Below are 19,114 nucleotides of genomic sequence, written 5' to 3' on the forward strand. Positions count from 1 at the left end.
CCGCTATAGTTAACTTAACCTACCCTGGTGAGGGTAGGTTGGTGATCCAAGCACTGAGATCCACTGCTAAGGTTTGACCCAAATTCAGTAGGGGGCTTGGGGAAACTGAAGTACTAAAAGAAGTGCTACAGGTACACATTTTACATAGCCAAGGATAGCTGCCATTGCTATCACTATCTTTACTATCTTTCTTTAAATCTTGGCTTTGGATCAGCTGAGGGAAAAATTGGTTATGGAAGTACTCCAAGTAAAGTTCTTGGCAACGATCTAATGATAAGCTTAGATTGAGCTGATTGCCTAGATCAATCATTTTTTCTAGCCGTTGAATATCAACTTCCATGTCCTCTGGGTTACTATCGTAAAGAATTTGCCAGAGCGTACGCAAAATTAACTTTTCTAAGGTTTGCTTGACTTCTAGGGTATTCAACTGACAGTGGAGATGATTCGCTGCTGTTGCGATCGCTTCTAACTCTGCCAACCTACTCCATACCACCTGCTGATCACTGCTATCACTATCTAATGCCCTAATCACAGTAATACACTGATTGGATATAGCAATTTCTGCTGCTACTTGCAACTCCTTGGGAACAGATAACCCACCCTGATGGAAAGCGATCAAGGCTCTATAATTATCCCGATAAACCTCGGTATAGAGCTGATCCAAACGGGTCAAGGTTTCCTGGCTCAACAGCTGCATAATCCGGTGTCGTTCTTCAGCAAACAGATGCTGCCAATTAAAATGTTGCTGCCCAAACAGCTGATTCATTACCAAAATTGTGTGGGCTGCACTGCCTTGGTCTAGGGCATTAAATAATGTGTCCAACCGCTGGCGGTAGCCTCGACATTCAGCAAGGGGTTGAATACAGCAGTGGAAGTCCCAACCACCTAGGTATAGCAAGGCAAACACAAAATCACTACTTTCCCTAGTGATCTCAGAAGCCAATTGTAACTGTCCCACAGCTAGGGTTAATGCCCCGATTTGTTTTAGCTGGTAATATTGCTGATGGGCATAGTAACAGTAGATTTTGTCTTTTTGGGAATACTTCTTAAATAGGGAACTAATGGCGTAGTCTGCTACTACTTGCTTCCAGCTAACCTGGGCTGACACCACTAGTTGCTGATAAATCTGGTCACCAGTTTTAAAGCATCCCACATTACTGGGTGCTAGAGCAAGGCGTTGAATAAATTCTTCTTCCAGTTGGACTTTAGCAACATCACCAGCTAACTCCATAGCACGGGCAGCATAGCGCAGAATCTGAACCCCTTCTGGACGGGAGATTTCCTCAAAAAACCAACCACAACTGGTATACATCAGCAGAGCATGACGCTGCATTTCCAGCAGTCGTAAGGCATCTACTTGTTCGGCGGTCGTCAGTAGGTGAGTATGATGACGCTCCAGAAAACTGTCCACATTAGCTGGGGAACGGTTCTGAATCACTTGGATATACTCATCCCGCGCTAGCCAAGGGTCATGGAAGAATTGGCTACCAGTCTCTTGATATACCTGAATCAATTCATCCCGTAACCAATCCAGGGCATTGCGCAGGGGACGACGCCACTTTTGGTGCCACTTCCCGTCACCACCACAGCCACAATCATCTTGCCAACGGTCAACCCCATGGGAGCAACTCCAGGCTGTTACTGGCTTCAGTACCACTTCCCAGGTGGGCGGATTAAAGCTAAGGTAGTGGGCAAAGTTGGTTACTGTCCAGTTGCGCTCGGGAAACTCATGGGTAAAAGCGTAGGCAATACACTTCTCAGTGCCTGTCTTGTGATGGCCAAAGGTTTCCCCATCCGTTGCCACAGCAATCAACTGGGCACTGCGATGATCCCCACGTACTGCTTGACCCAAACGCTTGGCGAAGTGTTCAGTGCTGCTGAGTAAATCATTGAAGCCCATATCTCTGGAGATTGGGCCATCATAGAAAAAGATATCAATAAATTTGCCATTTTTGAGGAAGCAACGGTAAGGGCGAGTAGGGTCAATCTGAGCACCTCCCACTTCCTGCCATGGAGAATTACTATTGTGTTCACTGGTGTGTTTACTGGTGTGTTCACTGGGAATTGGGCGGCAACGTTGAGCTTGGGAAGGGGCTAGGATAATAAACCGAATATCTTCTGCTACCAGTGCTTCCAAGGTGGGATAGTCTACTGCCGTTTCCGCCAGCCACATCCCTTCGGGTTCACGACCAAAGCGGGAACGGAAGTCCGCTTTTCCCCAACGGATTTGGGTGTATTTGTCCCGTTCATTGGCTAAGGGAAGGATGATGTGGTTGTAAACTTGAGCGATCGCATTCCCATGACCATTTAAGCGTACGCAACTCTTCTTGTCCGCTTCCAGAATCCGCTGATACACTTCGAGATCGTAATCTTCCAGCCATGACATTAAGGTTGGACCAATATTGAAGCTCAAATAGTCATAGTTGTTGACAATATCTATCACTTCCCCTTGGTCATTTAATACCCTGGCAAAGGCATTGGGGCGGTAGCACTCATAGTAAATCCGTTCGTTCCAGTCATGAAACGGAGCAGCAGTAGGCTGACGCTCAATGGTATCTAGATCAGGGTTTTCGCGAGGCGGTTGGTAGAAATGACCGTGGATAGTAATATAGACACCTGTGGTGGTATCTAGGGAATCGTTGTTGAGCGTCGAGTAGTGTTTGATCTTGGCAGTGGACTTAGCAGTGGACTTTATTTCCTCAGCTTGTAAAACTAGCAGTTCAGCTACTGAAGTCATGGGAATATGCATTCAAAAAAACAGCAAGACAGCTAACCGAACCCCAGAACGTCATGTTTGGGGCCGGGCAGCGAATACCCTTGAGCAAACTCATACTGGTTTGGCAGTAACGAACAAAAGTAGCGGATAGTTAGGACAAACGTTAAATGCTTAACACAATAATGAATTCAACCGCAAGGTTTAATTCAAGTAATTCTAATCAGTTTATGGAAATTGCGGTAATTTTATCAATCTTAACCAGATCATAGCAAATTTCTATGGTTAAAAAATATACCCTAGGACTGATGCGCTTGAGAAATCGTTGAGCATCGAAAAGCTTTATTGAGCACACCAGCTACAGCGTAAGGTACTTGACTATCTAATTTATCTGTGTAAGTTGATCAGCTAACACGCATCTAAATTTCATCTTTTCATGTTATGAAAGAAACCGTCAAACTATCCGCCCATCTCCCTATCTCCCCATCTCCCCATCAGTCTCAACCCAAAAATTAAGGCGTTGCTGATTCTGGGTATGGTTTTGCCCCCCTAGCCCCCCAATTTTGGGGGGAACAAGACTTTAAAAGTCCCCCGAGCGAGGGATTGCTCCCTCGGGGGACCAACGGGAGCTTGACCAAAACCAAATGTCGCGCATTCATTCCTTGATTCAGCAACGCCAAAATTAAGTGTGTGACAGCGGAGATGGGGGAATCGGAAGAGGGATTGACCATCCCTTTCGATACTGCCCTAGTCCCCGAGAGTAACTAGAATAGTAATTCTTTTGAGGTAAAGAAACCTAAATGCTCACCAAAAACCAAATTTTGTCAATTTTGCTAGTATTTTTTCCCATTTCAGTAGCCGCTGAATTTCTAGAGTGGAACTCGGCAGTTATCTTCATTACGTCTTGCTTAGCAATTATTCCTTTAGCAGCATGGATGGGAACAGCCACAGAAGAAATCGCTGTGGTGCTCGGTCCAAACCTAGGAGGGTTATTAAATGCCACCTTTGGCAACGCTACAGAATTAATCATTGCCCTAATTGCCCTGAATGCTGGGTTAGTAGAAGTGGTTAAAGCCACCATCACTGGCTCCATCATCGGTAACCTACTCCTAGTGATGGGATTTGCGATGCTGCTGGGTGGATTGCGTTACAAAGAACAGGAGTTTCAGCCCATTGTGGCGCGGGTGAATGCCTCTTCAATGAACCTAGCAGTGATTGCCATGTTGCTACCTACAGCAATGGATACCACATCCATTGGTATTCCTCAATCTACATTACAACAGCTTTCAGTAGCAGTTGCCCTAGTTTTAATTCTCGTTTATGGGCTAACTTTATTATTTTCCATGAAAACCCACACCTATCTATTTGATGTGGGAATCGCGGAAATGGAGTTAGAAGAAACAGAGGAGGGTGAAATTGCCAGTTCCGAATCTAAACATCAACCTAATATCTGGTTGTGGGTGGGAGTCTTGGTAGTAGTTACCCTGCTGGTGGCACTAGAGTCAGAACTTTTGGTGGATAGCTTGGAATCTGCCACATCACAGTTAGGCCTAACAGCCCTGTTTACCGGAGTAATTTTACTCCCCGTAATTGGTAATGCAGCAGAACACGCCACTGCGGTAACTGTCGCGATGAAGAATAAGATGGATCTCTCAGTTTCCGTAGCCGTGGGGTCTAGTCTGCAAATTGCCCTATTTGTTGCCCCAGTGTTAGTGCTAGCTGGGTGGTTTATGGGTCAGCCGATGGATTTGGATTTTAATCCCTTTGAATTGGTAGCAGTAGCCGTAGCGGTGTTGATTACTAATTCGATTAGTTCTGATGGTAAGTCCAACTGGCTCGAAGGAGTGTTGCTATTAGCAGCTTATGTCGTCTTAGGACTAGCGTTTTACTTCCATCCAGTGGTTGAAGGATTGGGTTGAGTTAACTATCCGGCAAAAGAAGTCCCACATCTCTATGCGAAGCATGAGTGTGGGATGAATTTTGCACAGGGTCTCTAGGCTCAGGGAAACGAGCTATCAAGCTTCTCAGCAATTCGGATGAAGTCATCCCCCTCCTGTCAGCTTCTTGCTTTAGTTGCTGTTTTTCAAAACTGGTTAACCTGATCACAAATCTTTAATCTTTCATTTCGATATTTACACTTGTTGTAACATGCGCTATCCTAATAGTAGGTCGAAAAACAGGATATAGCAACAATGAGATCAGCTTATCAATACCGGCTAAGGTTAACTAAAAAGCAAGAAGCAGAAATTGAAAGGTGGTTAGACATGTTGCGCCACCAATACAATTACTTGCTTGCCGAGAGATTTAGTTGGTACGAGCAAAATCGTTGTTCCATTAATTCTTGTCCTTTAGTATGTCATCTACCAGAATTAAAAAATAATCCCGATTACTTTTCCCAACAAAATTCTCTGCCTCAGTTAAAGAAAGACAGACCCTGGTATAAAGTAGTTCAGTCTCAAGTTTTACAGAACTGTGTCAAGAGAGTCGATCTAGCTTTTAAGCGTTTCCTGAAAGGCGATAGTAACGGGAAAAGGAGTGGGAAACCAAGGTTCAAAGGGAAAAATAGATATAAGTCTCTTACATTTCCTTCTCTCTCCAAAAACCCTATAAATGGCAACATTTTGACTTTTCCAAAATTTGGTAAAGTTAAAATGATTTACCATCGACCTATTCCAAAAGGGTTTAAAATCAAAACAGCAACCATAACCAGAAAAGCTGATGGCTACTATGTAACGCTGTCAATCCAAGATGACAGGGTTCCAGAGGTCATACCAGTAGATAGTGTTGAAAATCCTATTGGTATAGACATGGGTCTCAAATCGTTTTTGGTAAAGTCTGATGGTTCAGAGGTTCCTATCCCTCAATATTATCGAAAGGCTCAAAAACGACTAAAAAAGATTCAAAAAACTGTTAGCAGGTCAAAGAAGGGCAGCAACAATAGGAAAAAAGCTGTAGACAAATTAGGAAAGGCTCACAAAAAAGTAGCTGACACTCGAAAAGATTTTCATTTTAAAACTGCAAATAGCTTACTAGATAACCACGATCTAGTAGCTCATGAAAAGTTAAATATCAAAGGTTTGGCCAAAACCAAAATTGCTAAATCTATCCATGATGCTGGTTGGGGTCAATTTTTGTCAATTTTATCAAACAAAGCCGAAAATGCTGGTTTGGTCACAGTTGCAGTGAACCCCAGAAACACCAGTCAAAACTGTTCCAATTGCGGGAAAAAAGTACCTAAGAAATTGAAAGACCGCATTCATTGTTGTCCTCACTGTGGTTATACCGAGGATCGCGATGTGAACGCGGCCATCAACATATTAAATTTGGCGGTAGGGCATTCCGTCAGCAGTAAAGCTTTCCGAGTATCCGTTCGCGTAGCGTCGGGCAAAGCCCGATAGCAATAGCTGGAGTTGGAAAGAAGCCCACACTCAATCTGTAAAGATGAGTGTGGGAGTATGTCACCATTGATGACCGAGTACTCTGGTTTGGCTTGGTACACAACTATATTCCTGGCTCCTCCCTCAAGGAACAACTAAATCAAGGTAAACGATTTACAGAAGGGGAAGTGCGCCAAATCGCTGTGGATGTGCTGAAAATTCTTGAATTTCTCCATCAGCTCAATCCAGCTGTACTGCACCGAGATATTAAGCCTAGCAATATAATTTTACGGGATGATGGGCAGATTTATGTCATCGATTTCGGGTCAGTGCAGGATCGGGCGTCTCAAGAGGGCGCGACATTTACGGTAGTGGGAACCTATGGTTACGCCCCCATGGAACAGTTTGGTGGTAGGGCAGTACCAGCATCGGATTTGTATGGCTTAGGGGCGACTTTGATTCATTTGCTCACCGGGACAGCACCCGCTGACTTGCCCCAGCGGAATTTGCGCATTTGCTTTAAAGAGCAAGTCAACCTCAGTGCTAACCTGATCAGCTGGATTCAGAAGCTGACCGAACCAGCTCCAGAGCAACGTTTCAAAAGTGCGTCTGAGGCAATTCTAGCCCTAGAGTTGGGCATGACACTTAATACTCCCAAAAGCAACAAACTGAGCAGACCCACCCCAGTCAAATTTGTGAATAATTCAGGTCAAGGGGGTGTATTGGATGATCGAGTACCGGTACCAGATGAAATCAAAGGCTGGAACTGGGGAGCTTTTTTGATACCTTGGTTTTGGCCTATGACGAATAATGTTTGGATTGGACTGATAGCATGGGTGCCTCAATTGGGTTGGTTTATGGCGATCGCGCTCGGTGCCAAGGGCAATGAATGGGCTTGGAAAAGTCGTCGCTGGCGGAGTATTGAACACTTCAAAGCTCACCAAAGAGGCTGGGCAATCGTGGGGATTCTCTTGGGCTTACCAGTGAGCGTGATGTTGTGGATATTTGTCTTGGGCTTGATCTCCAGTTTTTAATACGTAAATTAATACGGAAAGGATCTAGCTTGCCCCTTCGCGCTGGGAAAAATAGAACTCAAACATGCCACTTCTAACAGAAATATCCCAGTATAATGGTCAAGAAACAGCAGTATTTATCGCCGTATGTATCAAAGATAATAACGGACCATTCTGCTCTGTGCCACTAACCGCTAATTCGCTATGACACAAGTAAACCCGCTCTGTAACTCTACCGAATAAATCTCGCAAAATCCGCTCTAATCGCTGTTGATCAGCTTGGACTTTATCTTCCTCTGTCCAAGGACGTCCAGACCATTCCTTTAGAAAAAGATGAGCTCCGAAAAGGGTAGCTGCACCACCACTGAGCCACAGGGAAGAACCTGCATCTAACCAAAAGTGCCAACGGTGGCAGCGGCGAGCGGCACGGTATTGGAAAATAGTAGCAAGGGTGACGGCATTGGTAGCTGTGGGTAGGCGGCGGACGGGATAGGGATTAGCAGTAACGGTGCCACGACGTAGCATCAGAATGAATTGGGCGATAGTTTGGGTGGAACGCTGACGGTTAGACGGTTGTTGGTTCGTTTGGCTCGAGTCATTCACCTTCAACTCTTTCCCCAGGCGTCCATTAACTTCCCAGTAGTGTTGAGCGGTTTCCATCAGTTCCCGCAGTGCTGCTAGCTGGTCATAGGCAAGATTAGAGCCATGCCACAAAAACTTCTGAATGGCGCGGTCGAAAACTACCAGGCACGAAGGAATCAGACCCTGTTGTTGTTGCTCGCGCTGTAGTTCTAACCATTGGAAAATCTCTGAGTAGGCAGTGGTTGCCTGATGCCCTAACCTATCCCAGCGAGGAAACGACTCCACTGGTAACAGACGAGGTTGCTCAGGATCAGGAGCATAGCAGTGATCCGCTAATAAACCAGCACGGACAGGGTCAATTAGGGTTGCCGGTTGCAGATTTGAACTCTCAACATTCAACCTTTCAACATTCAACCTTTCAACATTCAACCTTTCAACATTCAACCTTTCAACATTCAACCTTTCACCCTTCAACTCCTGCACTTGTGGTTGGCTACTGAGCACTACCAGCATTTGTGCGATCGCATCTCGATTCACTAACCGTCCCAAGCCAGGATACACTAGCGCTAGTAGGGTTAGTAATCCCTGAACCATGGGTGAGCTAATTAATGGGCGCTGGTCATTGAGGGGTTCGACAGCAATGCCTTGGTTAGTCAGGATTTCCGTTAAGGTGTAGCGTGCGATCGCATCTAGACCTGGAGCAATGATCGCTATTTCACCAGGCTGCACTTGCCCAGACTTGACAGCTTGACTAATCACCCCAGCCGTTTGCTGCAACAGTTGAGCACGGGAGGTGGTTTGAATCGATTGGATAGACTCAGGTAGACCCTCAATAAACATGGAATTAGTAATTAATTCCACTACTGTGTTTGCCAATTCAACGGGCATTGCGTTAATAAATAAATCCGGTAAGATTTCCACCAAGCAACGGGATGCCAAATCTGCTAGATAATTCGGGTCAGCATTAAGACCCAAACGTACCTGTCCATTAGGATTAAAGCTAAAAGCTCCCACAGCCCCTTGATTGAGTAGAGTCTCAAATAAATCCCGAGCGATCGCAGGATAGTCATCCACATCATCCGCCAGCACTGCCTGATACCGCTGCTGTAAATACTGCTGATAAGTGGGGTCTGGCAACAAATACCGCCAATACAGTTCAGCAATAATCCCGTAGCTTAAGAATCCCCTCTCTAGACACCAGCTTCGCCACTCTAACAAGAGCTTTCCCACAGTTGACCAAAGTTCCGGGTTTCCTTCCTCCTCTGGAATCCCGACCGTTAACATGTGGGGAATGTCTTCAACAGGTATCCCACTCACTGCTGCTAATTGTAACAAGTCCAGGAGCCGACGAACTCTAGTGTAATCATTCCCCCCTGGCAGTTGTAGTAGATCATTATCGAGCTCAGTACGCCAGTGCTGGGTGGCTAAGTCCTGCTCAGTCTCAGGACGCAATCGCAACGGAAACTGTGCCTTGATATCCAATCGCCCAATTAACAAGGGCCAAAATAGCATGACCTCATCTTGGAAAAAACCTAAAGGTGTCTTGGAAAGTACTGGATACCGTCCCCGGATTACCTCTGTCAGCCGATCCGCGAACTCACGCCGATTATCGTCATTAGCGGCAAACACTAAAATTCCTGGGGCTTTTGAGGGGGTTCGTTGATATCTTGAACTCGACTTTGGGTTTGACCAATCCAGTCCTGCTTCAACCCATTGGTAAAACTGACTGACAAGGCGAGTTGTTTTGCCAGTGCGAGTTGAGCCAATGATCCACAGTGAATTTTGAACCACGAAATTTTTCTTTAGGTAATTTGTTATGATACCACAGGAACTAGGATTTAAGAGTTCTAGGAATAATTAGGTGCAAGAATGCACCCCTTAGATGTTCAGAGTATGAACCTAAAGAATTGAGTCAATAACCCCACCCTATAGAGGGATGGGGCTTGCATAAACAATCAATTATGCGTGTTTGACTAGACCATTTGAGCCGAGTTTTGGTACGAACGTTTGAATACTTCCCCAGTTCAAACCTCTTTAAAATTGTGTTGTCAGTTGCTGTTGGACAGGACATCTTAAATTCGGTGGTCGTTCGCGTAGCGTGGCCTACGGCCAGGGGACGAGTTGTCAACTCAAATACTTTTCTCGTGAGGTTTATCACCATGTTACGAGTTCCAGTTATTTCTCCCGATGGGAGACCATTAATGCCAACTAAAGCCTCTCGTGCTCGACGTTGGATTAATAAAGGTTTAGCTGTTGTTTACCAAAACGACCTAAATGTTTTTGCTGTTCAGTTAGTCAACAAACCGTCTGGAGAAGAAACTCAGGACATTGCTGTTGGTGTTGACCCTGGAAAACTGTTTTCTGGTATTGCTGTTCAGTCAAATAATACTACTCTTTGGACAGGGCATTTAGTGTTGCCCTACAAGAAAGTTCGTGATTCGGCAGAGCCGACGCTACGCGAACGCATGGATACTCGACGAATGATGCGTTCGCGTAGCGTCGGCTTCGCCGAAAGAACTCGTAGAAGTCGTCGAATAAACCGTAAAGTATGTTACTCGCAAAGGTCTCATAGACAAAAACGATTCTCGAACAGAAGAGAAAAAAAAGTTCCTCCTTCAATTCGAGCTAATCGTCAGCTAGAACAACGGGTAATCAAAGAGCTTAGCCTTTTGTATCCATTAAGAGTCATTGTCTACGAAGTAGTCAAAGCAAGAGGTAGTAAAGGATTTTCTCCTGTGATGGTAGGTCAATATTGGTCAATATCTCAGTTAGAGAGAATAGCTCCAGTTATTCAAAAACAAGGCTGGGAGACTGCCCTTAAAAGGGAGGCTCTAGGACTGGTCAAGGACAAGGCTGACAAAAGTAGGCTTTCAGTTAACACTCATGCAGTAGATGGGATTGCTTTGGCTGCTACCCATTTCTTCCGGCGCAAAAACTATTATCACAGCAACGGTAAGCTAAGTGTCCCAAGAAACTGTGAGGTGACTGATGCTACTTTTTATGTTATTAAACGTGCCCCCATAAGCCGCCGTCAATTACATTTGTTGCAGTTTTATAAAGGTGGAAAACGGCGCAAATACGGCGGTACAACTACTAGCCATGGTTTTCGTAAAGGAGACTATGTTGAAGCTGTCAAGGCTGGGAAACAAGCACGAGGTTGGGTAAGCGGCGAAACAGCAAGACAGGTTTCCGTTAGCGATATCAACTGGAAGCGAATCGGACAATTCACTGCCCGGAAAGTCCGACTATTAAAACGTTCGACGGGCTTAATTGTAAACCACTAATTGGAGGCGCGAAGATTTGATGAATCTTCAAACAATCTTACGCACAGCTAGACAATGGTTCTTCAATACACCAGAGAGAGCCTTGGATCAGGCATACAAAGCGGCACTAAAAATTAAAGCGATTGAAGATGAATATTTTGGAGGTCAAAAAATCTCCGCCGATACCAGTCAATATAGTAACAGCGTCATTGCCTATTTTGAAGCAGAAGTTAATAAATATATAAAGACTATAAACGTTAGACTAGTAGAATTTAAAACCAGTCGTTATGTCATAATAAATCCTGAATTAACCGGATCTAATCCTATTGAAAGTAGTCAACAACAAGCTAGGGAAAATTCTCAGTTATCTGAGTCAATCGACCTCAGCGATCAGCAGTCAATAATTATTGAAAAATTAAATTTTATTGATGAAATACTCAACAAGTATGCTCCACCAAAACCAGAAAGAAACACCGCAGCATTGATTCCCATAAACCAAAAGCCAGATAATCAGATTACTAACGCCAGTCCAAGACAGGTTATCAAGCAAAATTCCAATCTTAGAGAAGCTGCTTATTTGGAATCAGACAACAATTCATCTCGAAATAATCAAGGAGCTAACTCCAAGAAAATCACCGATAAAACCGGTGTATTACCTAGGTCAATCGTAGGAACAGTCAAAAGAATTCAGCAGGAACTCGATCCACGAGCTGAAGATAAAGTTGTCAAAACCTTTCGTCGGTCTCAACGTAAAACCGTAATCTCTATTAAATTTATCCTAATTTTAACTATTGTTCCTATTTTAACTCAGCAAATTTCTAAAACGTTTTTAGTTAGTCCCATAGTTGATCACTTTAGAAGTAGCCAGGAATCAGCTATTTTTTTAAATTATGAAATGGAAGAAGAAGCTCTGGTAGAGTTAAAAAAATTTGAAGAAGAACTCCACTTTAGAAGCTTACTGGGGTTTACTCCTAAACTATCTGAGGAGGAGATGGAAGAAGAAATTAAGCATAAAGCTAACGAACTGGCAGAAGACTATCATAATCAAGGATCCAATGCCATTAAAAATATTTTTGCTGACATTATAGCTCTAGTTGGTTTTGCCTTAGTTATCATTAACAGCAAACGAGATGTAATTATTTTAAAATCGTTTATGGATGATATTATCTATGGGCTTAGTGATAGTGCCAAAGCGTTTATAATTATTTTGTTTACCGATATATTTGTAGGATTCCACTCTCCTCACGGTTGGGAAATAATCCTAGAAGCCCTATCCCGACATTTAGGAATACCAGAAAGTCGAGAGTTTATATTTTTGTTTATTGCCACATTTCCAGTTATCTTAGATTCAGTGATAAAATATTGGATTTTCCGGTATCTGAATCGGATATCTCCTTCAGCAGTAGCTACCTATCGCACCATGAATGAATAATAATGGCTTTACCGTACTTTTTAGGCTAAATAAACAGTCTGTAAGAGGGAACGGGGAATAGGGAACAGGGAATAGTGTTAAGAGGCGGTATTCTAAAAATTTTGTTACTTGAAGAGCAGAATTTTTCTGTCTTGATACAGTCACTCATGGGGGGTTAGCTAAAGACCGCTTAGGTGCGCTTGTACAACTTTATAATTTTTTTTAACTGGAAATTTAGTATAAACAGTATTGAATAAGCCTAATAATATAGCCTAAAAATAAAGCTTAAGACATGTTTATTTTCCCTATTCCCTGTTCCCTACTCCCTGTTCCCTACTCCCTGCTCCCTCACCCAATTAATAATTGCTATCACAATGCTTGCAATGTTCAAACTTTCAAACTTACAACTTGAGCATAGAGATAAGCGATTGTTTCAGACATGATTGACCGCACTCCTTGACTAGAAACCCACCACTGTTTTGGTTCATAGTCAAGGGAATTAGCAGCTATTGCTCCAACTTTAATCTCAGGACCAAGAACTTCCTTAAATAGCATCCAACTTCTGCGAGTATGAACATCAAACGAATAAAGATTAATCGATTTTATTGATTCATCAGACGTTAATAGCCACTCCCGTAACGCCTGAACCGATGCTAAGGTACGATTGACAGTAACATTTGGTGCTGGAACAGCAACTAATTTATCTGGCTCAAAACCCAGTGCGATAAACGTTGCGGCAGTCAATTCAGCATAGCTTTTATACTCTGACAGATAATATCCTTTACGCAGAGGAAGGCCAGTGGTGATTATTTTTTGATAATTACCCCGATCAAATTCTTCCATGGCACCTTTTAAGGCATAGTCCGGTAGCCATCCTTCTACTACTAAAGCATCAGCGTTAATGGGAGAATTAATCGATAAAAATGGGTGGATATGAGTTAACATAAAGAGACTAAACGTAATAATCAAAAAAATATTCACAAACCATCCTTTAACCGTTAAACCCCACTGTTTTCGCCTAGATACTAAACGCATGATTGGGACTTTTAATGAAAAATTAGATCGTCAATAGTCACTTGTCATTAGTAACCACAAATAAAGTCTCTTGTGGTCACTAATGTACGGTATGGTCCACGGTATAGAAAACCGTGGTCACCTAATCACTGATGACTAAGAATTACTGATGACTAGTAACGTCTAGAGCATCTCACTTTTCTAGTACTTACCAATCAAAGTCCCATCTGTCCGGATTATTTGAAAAAGGATTCTATTCAGTCCGCTTGCTTCCTTCGTTTATAGTCTTATTTTTTGAGAATTGACTAATGACTAGCAGCTTATTAATTCTCTACAGGTTTGTAAGCATTCAGCCTTTGGCCTTGGTCAAGGGTGCGGGACTTGAGGTGCTTTGTGGCACAGGCTTATAGGTGGCACACCCCACAAGCGCTGTGACTTTCTTGACTCTTAAACGAATGCTTACCTATTTTATTCAAAAGCACCTCAATTAGGGTGGCACAGGCTTCTAGCCTGTGACCCATAAGCTGATAACTGATAACTGAACGCGCACGCGTGCGCGTAGCGCAATCGCTGATCGTTGATCGCTGAATGCTTACACAGGCTTCTTTTTGAGATACTCAAAAACCGACTTATCACCAATATCAGGTGGAATCGGTTGCAATACTTTACGCAGGGCAAACACCATAAACAAAACCGCCCAGAGTCCTAACAGAATCATCTCCCAATCTGTAGACCAAAATCCAACGATATGTCCTAGTAGCAGCATAGGGACTAGGGGAGTTAGGAATTTAGTTTCCAAGCGATTAAAGCAAAATGCTTCCTTGAAATAAATTCCGGTTAAGGCTGCAAAGGTAAAACCAATTCCGAATAGAGAAATAGGATGGTTATAAATGTATAGAGCAAGGGGCTCATTGCTGGAAAAGGCCAGTACAATTGCAGAAATGCAACCGATGCCCCAAAAGATTTGTAGTAGGCGGTGCAGGGGAGCTAGATAAATATGAATGGTGACTAAGCTAACCCCTAGGGCAAGGCAGAATAAGCCATAAAGAGGAGTCAGCACATTTAAAATACTTGGGCTAGCTCCCCGCAATAGAATTAAATTACTCGCGATCGCAAAGCTCAAGGCTGCTACCACTAAGCCAGCGCGGTAGATAACTACGCCAATGCGATCGCTTTCGGTAATGGTAAATTCGCCAAACTGACCTTGGTAAACTACCGGTTCAGATGGTTGTAGTGATGTGGTCATAATATCCTGGAAAGGAACTCGGTACTAGTTAACATTCTAATTTTTAATGCTTAATTCCACTTTATCTCCCCAATCCAGCTCTAATTGAGACTTAGCACTCCCACCGTTAACAGCGATTTCTACCCAACCATGGCTACCAATTAGGGCAACGATCTCTCCAAGTGGGCAATTGCTGTAGGTTTGACTATGGGGGATAATGCGATCGCTTATCTTAACGGACCAAGTTTTGCCATCAACCTCACCCCCTGGGATATTGGTGATTAAATTGCCAAAATGGTCAACATATTGGATAGAACCAATAATCCCATCATCGGTTAGTGTTTTTGTTGGTATATCTAGCGTTACCAAAGTGTTTGGGTCAATTACCTCTCCTAACGTTTCGATTGGTAAGCCACTAGCCAAGTGAGCTCCAACACTAGCAAAGATATCTCGACCATGAAACGTAGTGCTAGGATTTCTAGTGCGCCAGTAGGCTGAGTTGCTTAGCTCAACTGCTGCCATGGCTGGGTATTGCTCCAAAACTCCACTGAATAGCCCATTATCTGGACCAACCAAGAAACCCTGTGAAAGTTGGATGGCGATCGCTCTTCGGTGACTGCCGACTCCTGGATCAACCACCGCCACATGAACTGTCCCAGCTGGAAAGTAGGGATAAGCATTGATCAAATTAAACCGAGCAGCCCCTAGGTTTTGAGGGGGGATTTGGTGAGTCAGGTCTACTATAGTCAAAGTTGGGTTCACTTGGGCAATGACACCCTTCATCACACCCACATAAACATCTTGTAAGCCAAAATCACTCAGGAGAGTAATAATCCGATTGTCAGGCATGGTTATCTCAAATCCAGTTGACTGATGATCATATCCCTTCTCGGGTAATCGGTAATGGGTAATGAGCCAGAATTGTTATGAGCGTCAAGGGCTTCCAACTTTAAACCTTAAACTTCAAACATTAAACTTTCAACTTTCAACCGTCAACCGTCAACCGCTTCTTAAGGCTGAAGTATGAAGATATGAAAGCTAAAGCTGAAAGCTATCTCAAGCTGAAAGGTCAAGACTGAACGGATGAGTTAGCATATTAAAACCACTTAAGAAAGCTAATCTACCCTAGAGCAAAGGTTCACTAATCATGTCTATGGACACATTACTGACAGAGGTATGGAAAGCTTGGCATAGCCACAATGGCTGGATGGCTTGGAATTTGTTTCTAGCATCAATACCATTAGCTCTAAGTTTTTGGCTATTCCGCAGTAAATCTGGATTACACTCCGGATTATGGTGGATAGGTTTAGCAGTTTTTATCCTATTTTTGCCCAATGCGCCCTATCTGCTCACCGATGTAATTCATCTAATTCAAGCCATTCGCCGCAATTACTCAGTATGGACAATTACTCTAGTTGTTATTCCCCAACATCTGCTAGTTATCCTAACCGGTTTTGAAGCTTACGTTCTATCTGTGATTAACCTAGGTGAGTATTTGCAGCGGCGAAGGTTAGGAAAGTTGATCGTCTCAGCTGAGTTAATTACTCATGGTCTGTGCGCCTTTGGTATTTATCTAGGACGATTTCAACGCTTCAACAGCTGGGACTTGGTTGCTCAACCCAATAGCTTAGTCAAGGGCATGATTGATGATTTAACCTCTAAAGGTCCACTACTAGTAATGGCCGTAACCTTCGTGGTGCTGACTGTATTTTACTGGATGATGAAGCAAATAACCTTAGGAATTATGATCAGAATGCGCCACCAACGTTCTGGCAGCGCAGCTTCTGGATAACAGATTCCTGGATAACAGATTCTTGGATAACAGATTCTTGGATAACAGATTCACAACTTCCAAAGTTTTATGGCTGATTACATTCAGCCTTTTCTGGACTGAAATCTGGCGTAGTATAGTTTTCCCTGTTGCGGTAGATATAGCCGTCAGGTTCGTTTTTGAAGATTACACCATTGGTAACTAAGCCCAGAACATTTTGACCTGAACTGTTGAGAATTTCCATAGCCGCATTAGCACTGGCAGAATCGATTTTTTCAGGTCGGGCTACCAGTAAAATGCCATCAGCCATTTTGCCCAAAATTGGCGCATCAGCCATACCAGCTAATGCTGGAGTATCTAAGATCACGCAGTCATACTCTCGTGAGAACTTCTGCATCAGTAAAGCCATCTTCTGAGAGTCTAGAAGAGCCACAGGATTTGGAGGAATTACCCCAGCCATCAGAACATCAAGACCAGTCATTACTTCCCGTTTAGCCTGATGAAATTGAGCATCACCCACGAGAATATTACTTAAACCTAAGGAGTTAGTTAGTTCCCACAGATGATGTTGAGATGGATAACGCAGATCAGCATCGATTAGTAACACCCGGCGTCCTACTTGAGCCATAGCTGCAGCTAAATTAGCACAGACATGGGACTTGCCTTCCTTAGGAACAGAACTGGTTACTACAATCGATTGCAGTGGTCGATCAGAACTGATAAACTTCAGATTGGCTTGCAGAATTTGATAGGCTTCACCGACGACAGAGCGGGGCAAATCTCTTGGAAAAATAGGAAAAACATTCTGTTGAGACGATCCAGCAAAGTAGCTCGTACTGACCAGCTTGCCGTAATCTGGAATAACCCCTAACAAGGTATATCTGAACAAATCTTTTAATTCTTTGAGAGTATGAACCGATCTGTCTAAGAGGTCGATCAAGAAAGCCGTAGCGATCGCAACTAAGATACCAGCAAAAGCTCCTCCTGCCAGGATCAGGTTGATGGGGATCGGAATCGGCTGTTCAGGAACGATCGCCTCTGAAATAACACGGGCATTACCGACATTTTGATTTTCCGCAACTCTGGTTTCTTGTAGTTTGCTTAACAAAATTTGGTAAGTTGCTTGTGCAGCAGCTACCCGTCGCTCCAGTTCCCGCTGATTCTGCTCTAGTTTCGGTAGGACTCTAGAGCGCTCTTTGTAAGATGACTGAGTATTCCTCAGAACACCTAGTTGGCTAGTCAGTCCTAAACGCTGTACCTCGGACTGAACCAATTCTGCAGTCAGTTGTTGCTGGATTGGTCCAAACTCTAACAAACTCTTAACCGGTGGCGCTGGTTGTTGGCTACCAATAACCTGGGCTATTCGCTCTTGTAGTAATTTTAATAGTGCGGCTTCCTGAAGAGCCAACTGAGCCACTGTCGGGTATTCATCGTTGAAGCGGGTGCGCTCCAGTGCTAACTGAGCTTGTACCCCTTGGAGTTGTGTCAGTGCCTCCTGGACCCCAGTAGACTGCCTTAAAGACGTAGCTGCCACAGCTTGCTGTGTATCCAGACCGATCTTATTGCGCAAGCCCTCAGACTCAGCATTTATCTGTGCTAACTGAGCCTGAAGTTGAGAAATTTCGTCGTCTAATTTGGCAATCGACCCGACTGCAATGCTAGCTTCTTGTTGCAGGTCTAATATTTTATTAGCTTCTTTGAATCTACGCAAATCCGCTTCTGCTTGGCTGACAGTAGCTTCAACTTTTGGAAGTTGTTTCTCAATAAAGTCACGAGCGGCGACAGCTTCCGCTCGGTTAGTTTGGATATCATTCTCTATGTAAACCTTAATCAGTGTGTTAACGATCCTTTCTGCCCAAGTAGGATCATAGGATTCATAGGAAATGGTGAGGATATCTGTCCCCGGAATTGGTTTGACACTCAGTTCTTTTAAAATGAACTCAGGAGATAAAAATTCACCGTTTTTATCCCTGAGGTTGAGAGCTATGATTGTTTTTTCTATAATTGGTCTGGAAAGAATAATTTCTACTTCCGTAGATAAGGGGTCGCTCTGACGAGCAACATTATCAATCGTGCCAGTTGGATTATCAACCCCGGTCAGAGAAGAAGAATTATCTGTCTTTAACAACAGTTGAGCTGCTGCTAAATAAACAGTTTTTTGAGAGAAAACATACCATGCGGCCAGACCGAAAACGCCACCAAATGCTAGGCTTGCTGGCAAAAAACGCCGTTTGAAAACTAGCCAGTATTTATGAAAATCTATTTCTTCTGAATAATCTATAGCTTCCATAATTTTTCATGAAAAAAGTTTAATACTCACTGACAAAAATTTAGTAGATTGCTTACCCTTTTTTCACCGTCAGAAGCTAGGTATTGATTTTCTCAATATATCTATAGATAGATGCTCTATTAATTAGAATAAATTATGATGCTATTGGTTACTTAAATTTGATTAAATTAGAAAAAAACAAAACCAAAAAAAAAGTTACTATGGTGTCTAGCTTTTTTTTAGTGTTAATTTTCCATTGTTTTCGGTAATGGGTAATGGTTTGGGAGTAATCACAAGTCTCCGTTGCCCATTACTAATTACCAAACCTTACACACCAAACCTTACACTGTTAATGCTTCCAGACATGATATAAATCGTCTTTTGATTACTCTTCTAGTCAAGTCTGTCTGGCTTTTCCCTTAGAGGGCGAAGCATTTGTATACAAACTGGCAAGGTTAGAGCTACTGTTTAAGCTA

At 43.3% G+C, this 19,114-nt stretch carries 12 protein-coding genes; 6 read left to right on the forward strand and 6 right to left on the reverse strand.

All coding sequences use genetic code 11. The features are described 5' to 3' along the window. Nucleotides 1–19: 19 nt before the first annotated feature. Nucleotides 20–2,749 (reverse strand): DUF3536 domain-containing protein, encoded by a 2,730-nt coding sequence (locus tag BJP34_RS03435; RefSeq protein WP_229424225.1) that lies wholly within the window; start codon nt 2,747–2,749, stop codon nt 20–22. Nucleotides 2,750–3,513: 764 nt separating this feature from the next. On the opposite strand from BJP34_RS03435, the gene cax reads away from it, so the two are divergent. From cax to BJP34_RS46975, 3 genes are all read left to right on the forward strand, one after another. Then, nucleotides 3,514–4,632: a calcium/proton exchanger gene (gene cax, locus BJP34_RS03440; RefSeq protein WP_070391132.1), complete on the forward strand. Its 1,119-nt coding sequence runs from the start codon at nt 3,514–3,516 to the stop codon at nt 4,630–4,632. Nucleotides 4,633–4,905: 273 nt separating this feature from the next. Then, a complete protein-coding gene (locus BJP34_RS03445; protein ID WP_070391133.1) occupies nt 4,906–6,111 on the forward strand; it encodes an RNA-guided endonuclease InsQ/TnpB family protein in 1,206 nt (401 codons plus the stop codon). Nucleotides 6,112–6,158: 47 nt separating this feature from the next. After that, a complete protein-coding gene (locus tag BJP34_RS46975) occupies nt 6,159–7,124 on the forward strand; it encodes a serine/threonine-protein kinase (protein ID WP_324611016.1) in 966 nt (321 codons plus the stop codon). A 99-nt stretch (nt 7,125–7,223) separates the two neighbouring features. On the opposite strand, the gene BJP34_RS03455 is transcribed toward BJP34_RS46975, so the two are convergent. Beyond that, nucleotides 7,224–9,476: a hypothetical protein gene (locus tag BJP34_RS03455; RefSeq protein ID WP_070391134.1), complete on the reverse strand. Its 2,253-nt coding sequence runs from the start codon at nt 9,474–9,476 to the stop codon at nt 7,224–7,226. A 368-nt stretch (nt 9,477–9,844) separates the two neighbouring features. Here BJP34_RS03455 and BJP34_RS03460 point away from each other — a divergent pair, with 368 nt between their 5' ends. Both BJP34_RS03460 and BJP34_RS03465 read left to right on the forward strand, forming a co-directional pair. Continuing rightward, complete coding sequence (locus tag BJP34_RS03460; protein WP_070391135.1) at nt 9,845–10,969, forward strand: RRXRR domain-containing protein; 1,125 nt, start codon at nt 9,845–9,847, stop codon at nt 10,967–10,969. A gap of 19 nt (nt 10,970–10,988) precedes the next feature. Next, entirely contained in the window at nt 10,989–12,380 is a 1,392-nt protein-coding gene (locus BJP34_RS03465) for a proton extrusion protein PcxA (RefSeq protein ID WP_070391136.1), read from the forward strand. A 366-nt stretch (nt 12,381–12,746) separates the two neighbouring features. Here the strand turns inward: BJP34_RS03465 and BJP34_RS03470 are convergent, their stop codons facing one another. The 3 genes from BJP34_RS03470 to BJP34_RS03480 form a co-directional block, all read right to left on the reverse strand. Then, complete coding sequence (locus BJP34_RS03470) at nt 12,747–13,304, reverse strand: ElyC/SanA/YdcF family protein (protein WP_083305538.1); 558 nt, start codon at nt 13,302–13,304, stop codon at nt 12,747–12,749. A 661-nt stretch (nt 13,305–13,965) separates the two neighbouring features. Beyond that, the gene (locus BJP34_RS03475) at nt 13,966–14,619 is read right to left on the reverse strand and encodes a DUF2301 domain-containing membrane protein (protein ID WP_070391138.1); all 654 of its coding nucleotides are present in this window, start codon (nt 14,617–14,619) and stop codon (nt 13,966–13,968) included. 36 nt (nt 14,620–14,655) lie between these two features. Continuing rightward, entirely contained in the window at nt 14,656–15,447 is a 792-nt protein-coding gene (locus BJP34_RS03480; protein WP_070391139.1) for an SAM hydrolase/SAM-dependent halogenase family protein, read from the reverse strand. 304 nt (nt 15,448–15,751) lie between these two features. Here BJP34_RS03480 and BJP34_RS03485 point away from each other — a divergent pair, with 304 nt between their 5' ends. Next, nucleotides 15,752–16,390, forward strand: coding sequence for a DUF1361 domain-containing protein (locus BJP34_RS03485; RefSeq protein WP_070391140.1), 639 nt, complete (start codon nt 15,752–15,754; stop codon nt 16,388–16,390). Between the two features lie 67 nt (nt 16,391–16,457). On the opposite strand, the gene BJP34_RS03490 is transcribed toward BJP34_RS03485, so the two are convergent. Continuing rightward, on the reverse strand, nt 16,458–18,659 hold the full coding sequence (locus BJP34_RS03490) for a GumC family protein (RefSeq protein ID WP_083304979.1): 2,202 nt from the start codon (nt 18,657–18,659) through the stop codon (nt 16,458–16,460). Nucleotides 18,660–19,114: the final 455 nt, after the last annotated feature.

This window comes from Moorena producens PAL-8-15-08-1, assembly GCF_001767235.1.
Classification (GTDB): Bacteria; Cyanobacteriota; Cyanobacteriia; order Cyanobacteriales; family Coleofasciculaceae; genus Moorena; species Moorena producens_A.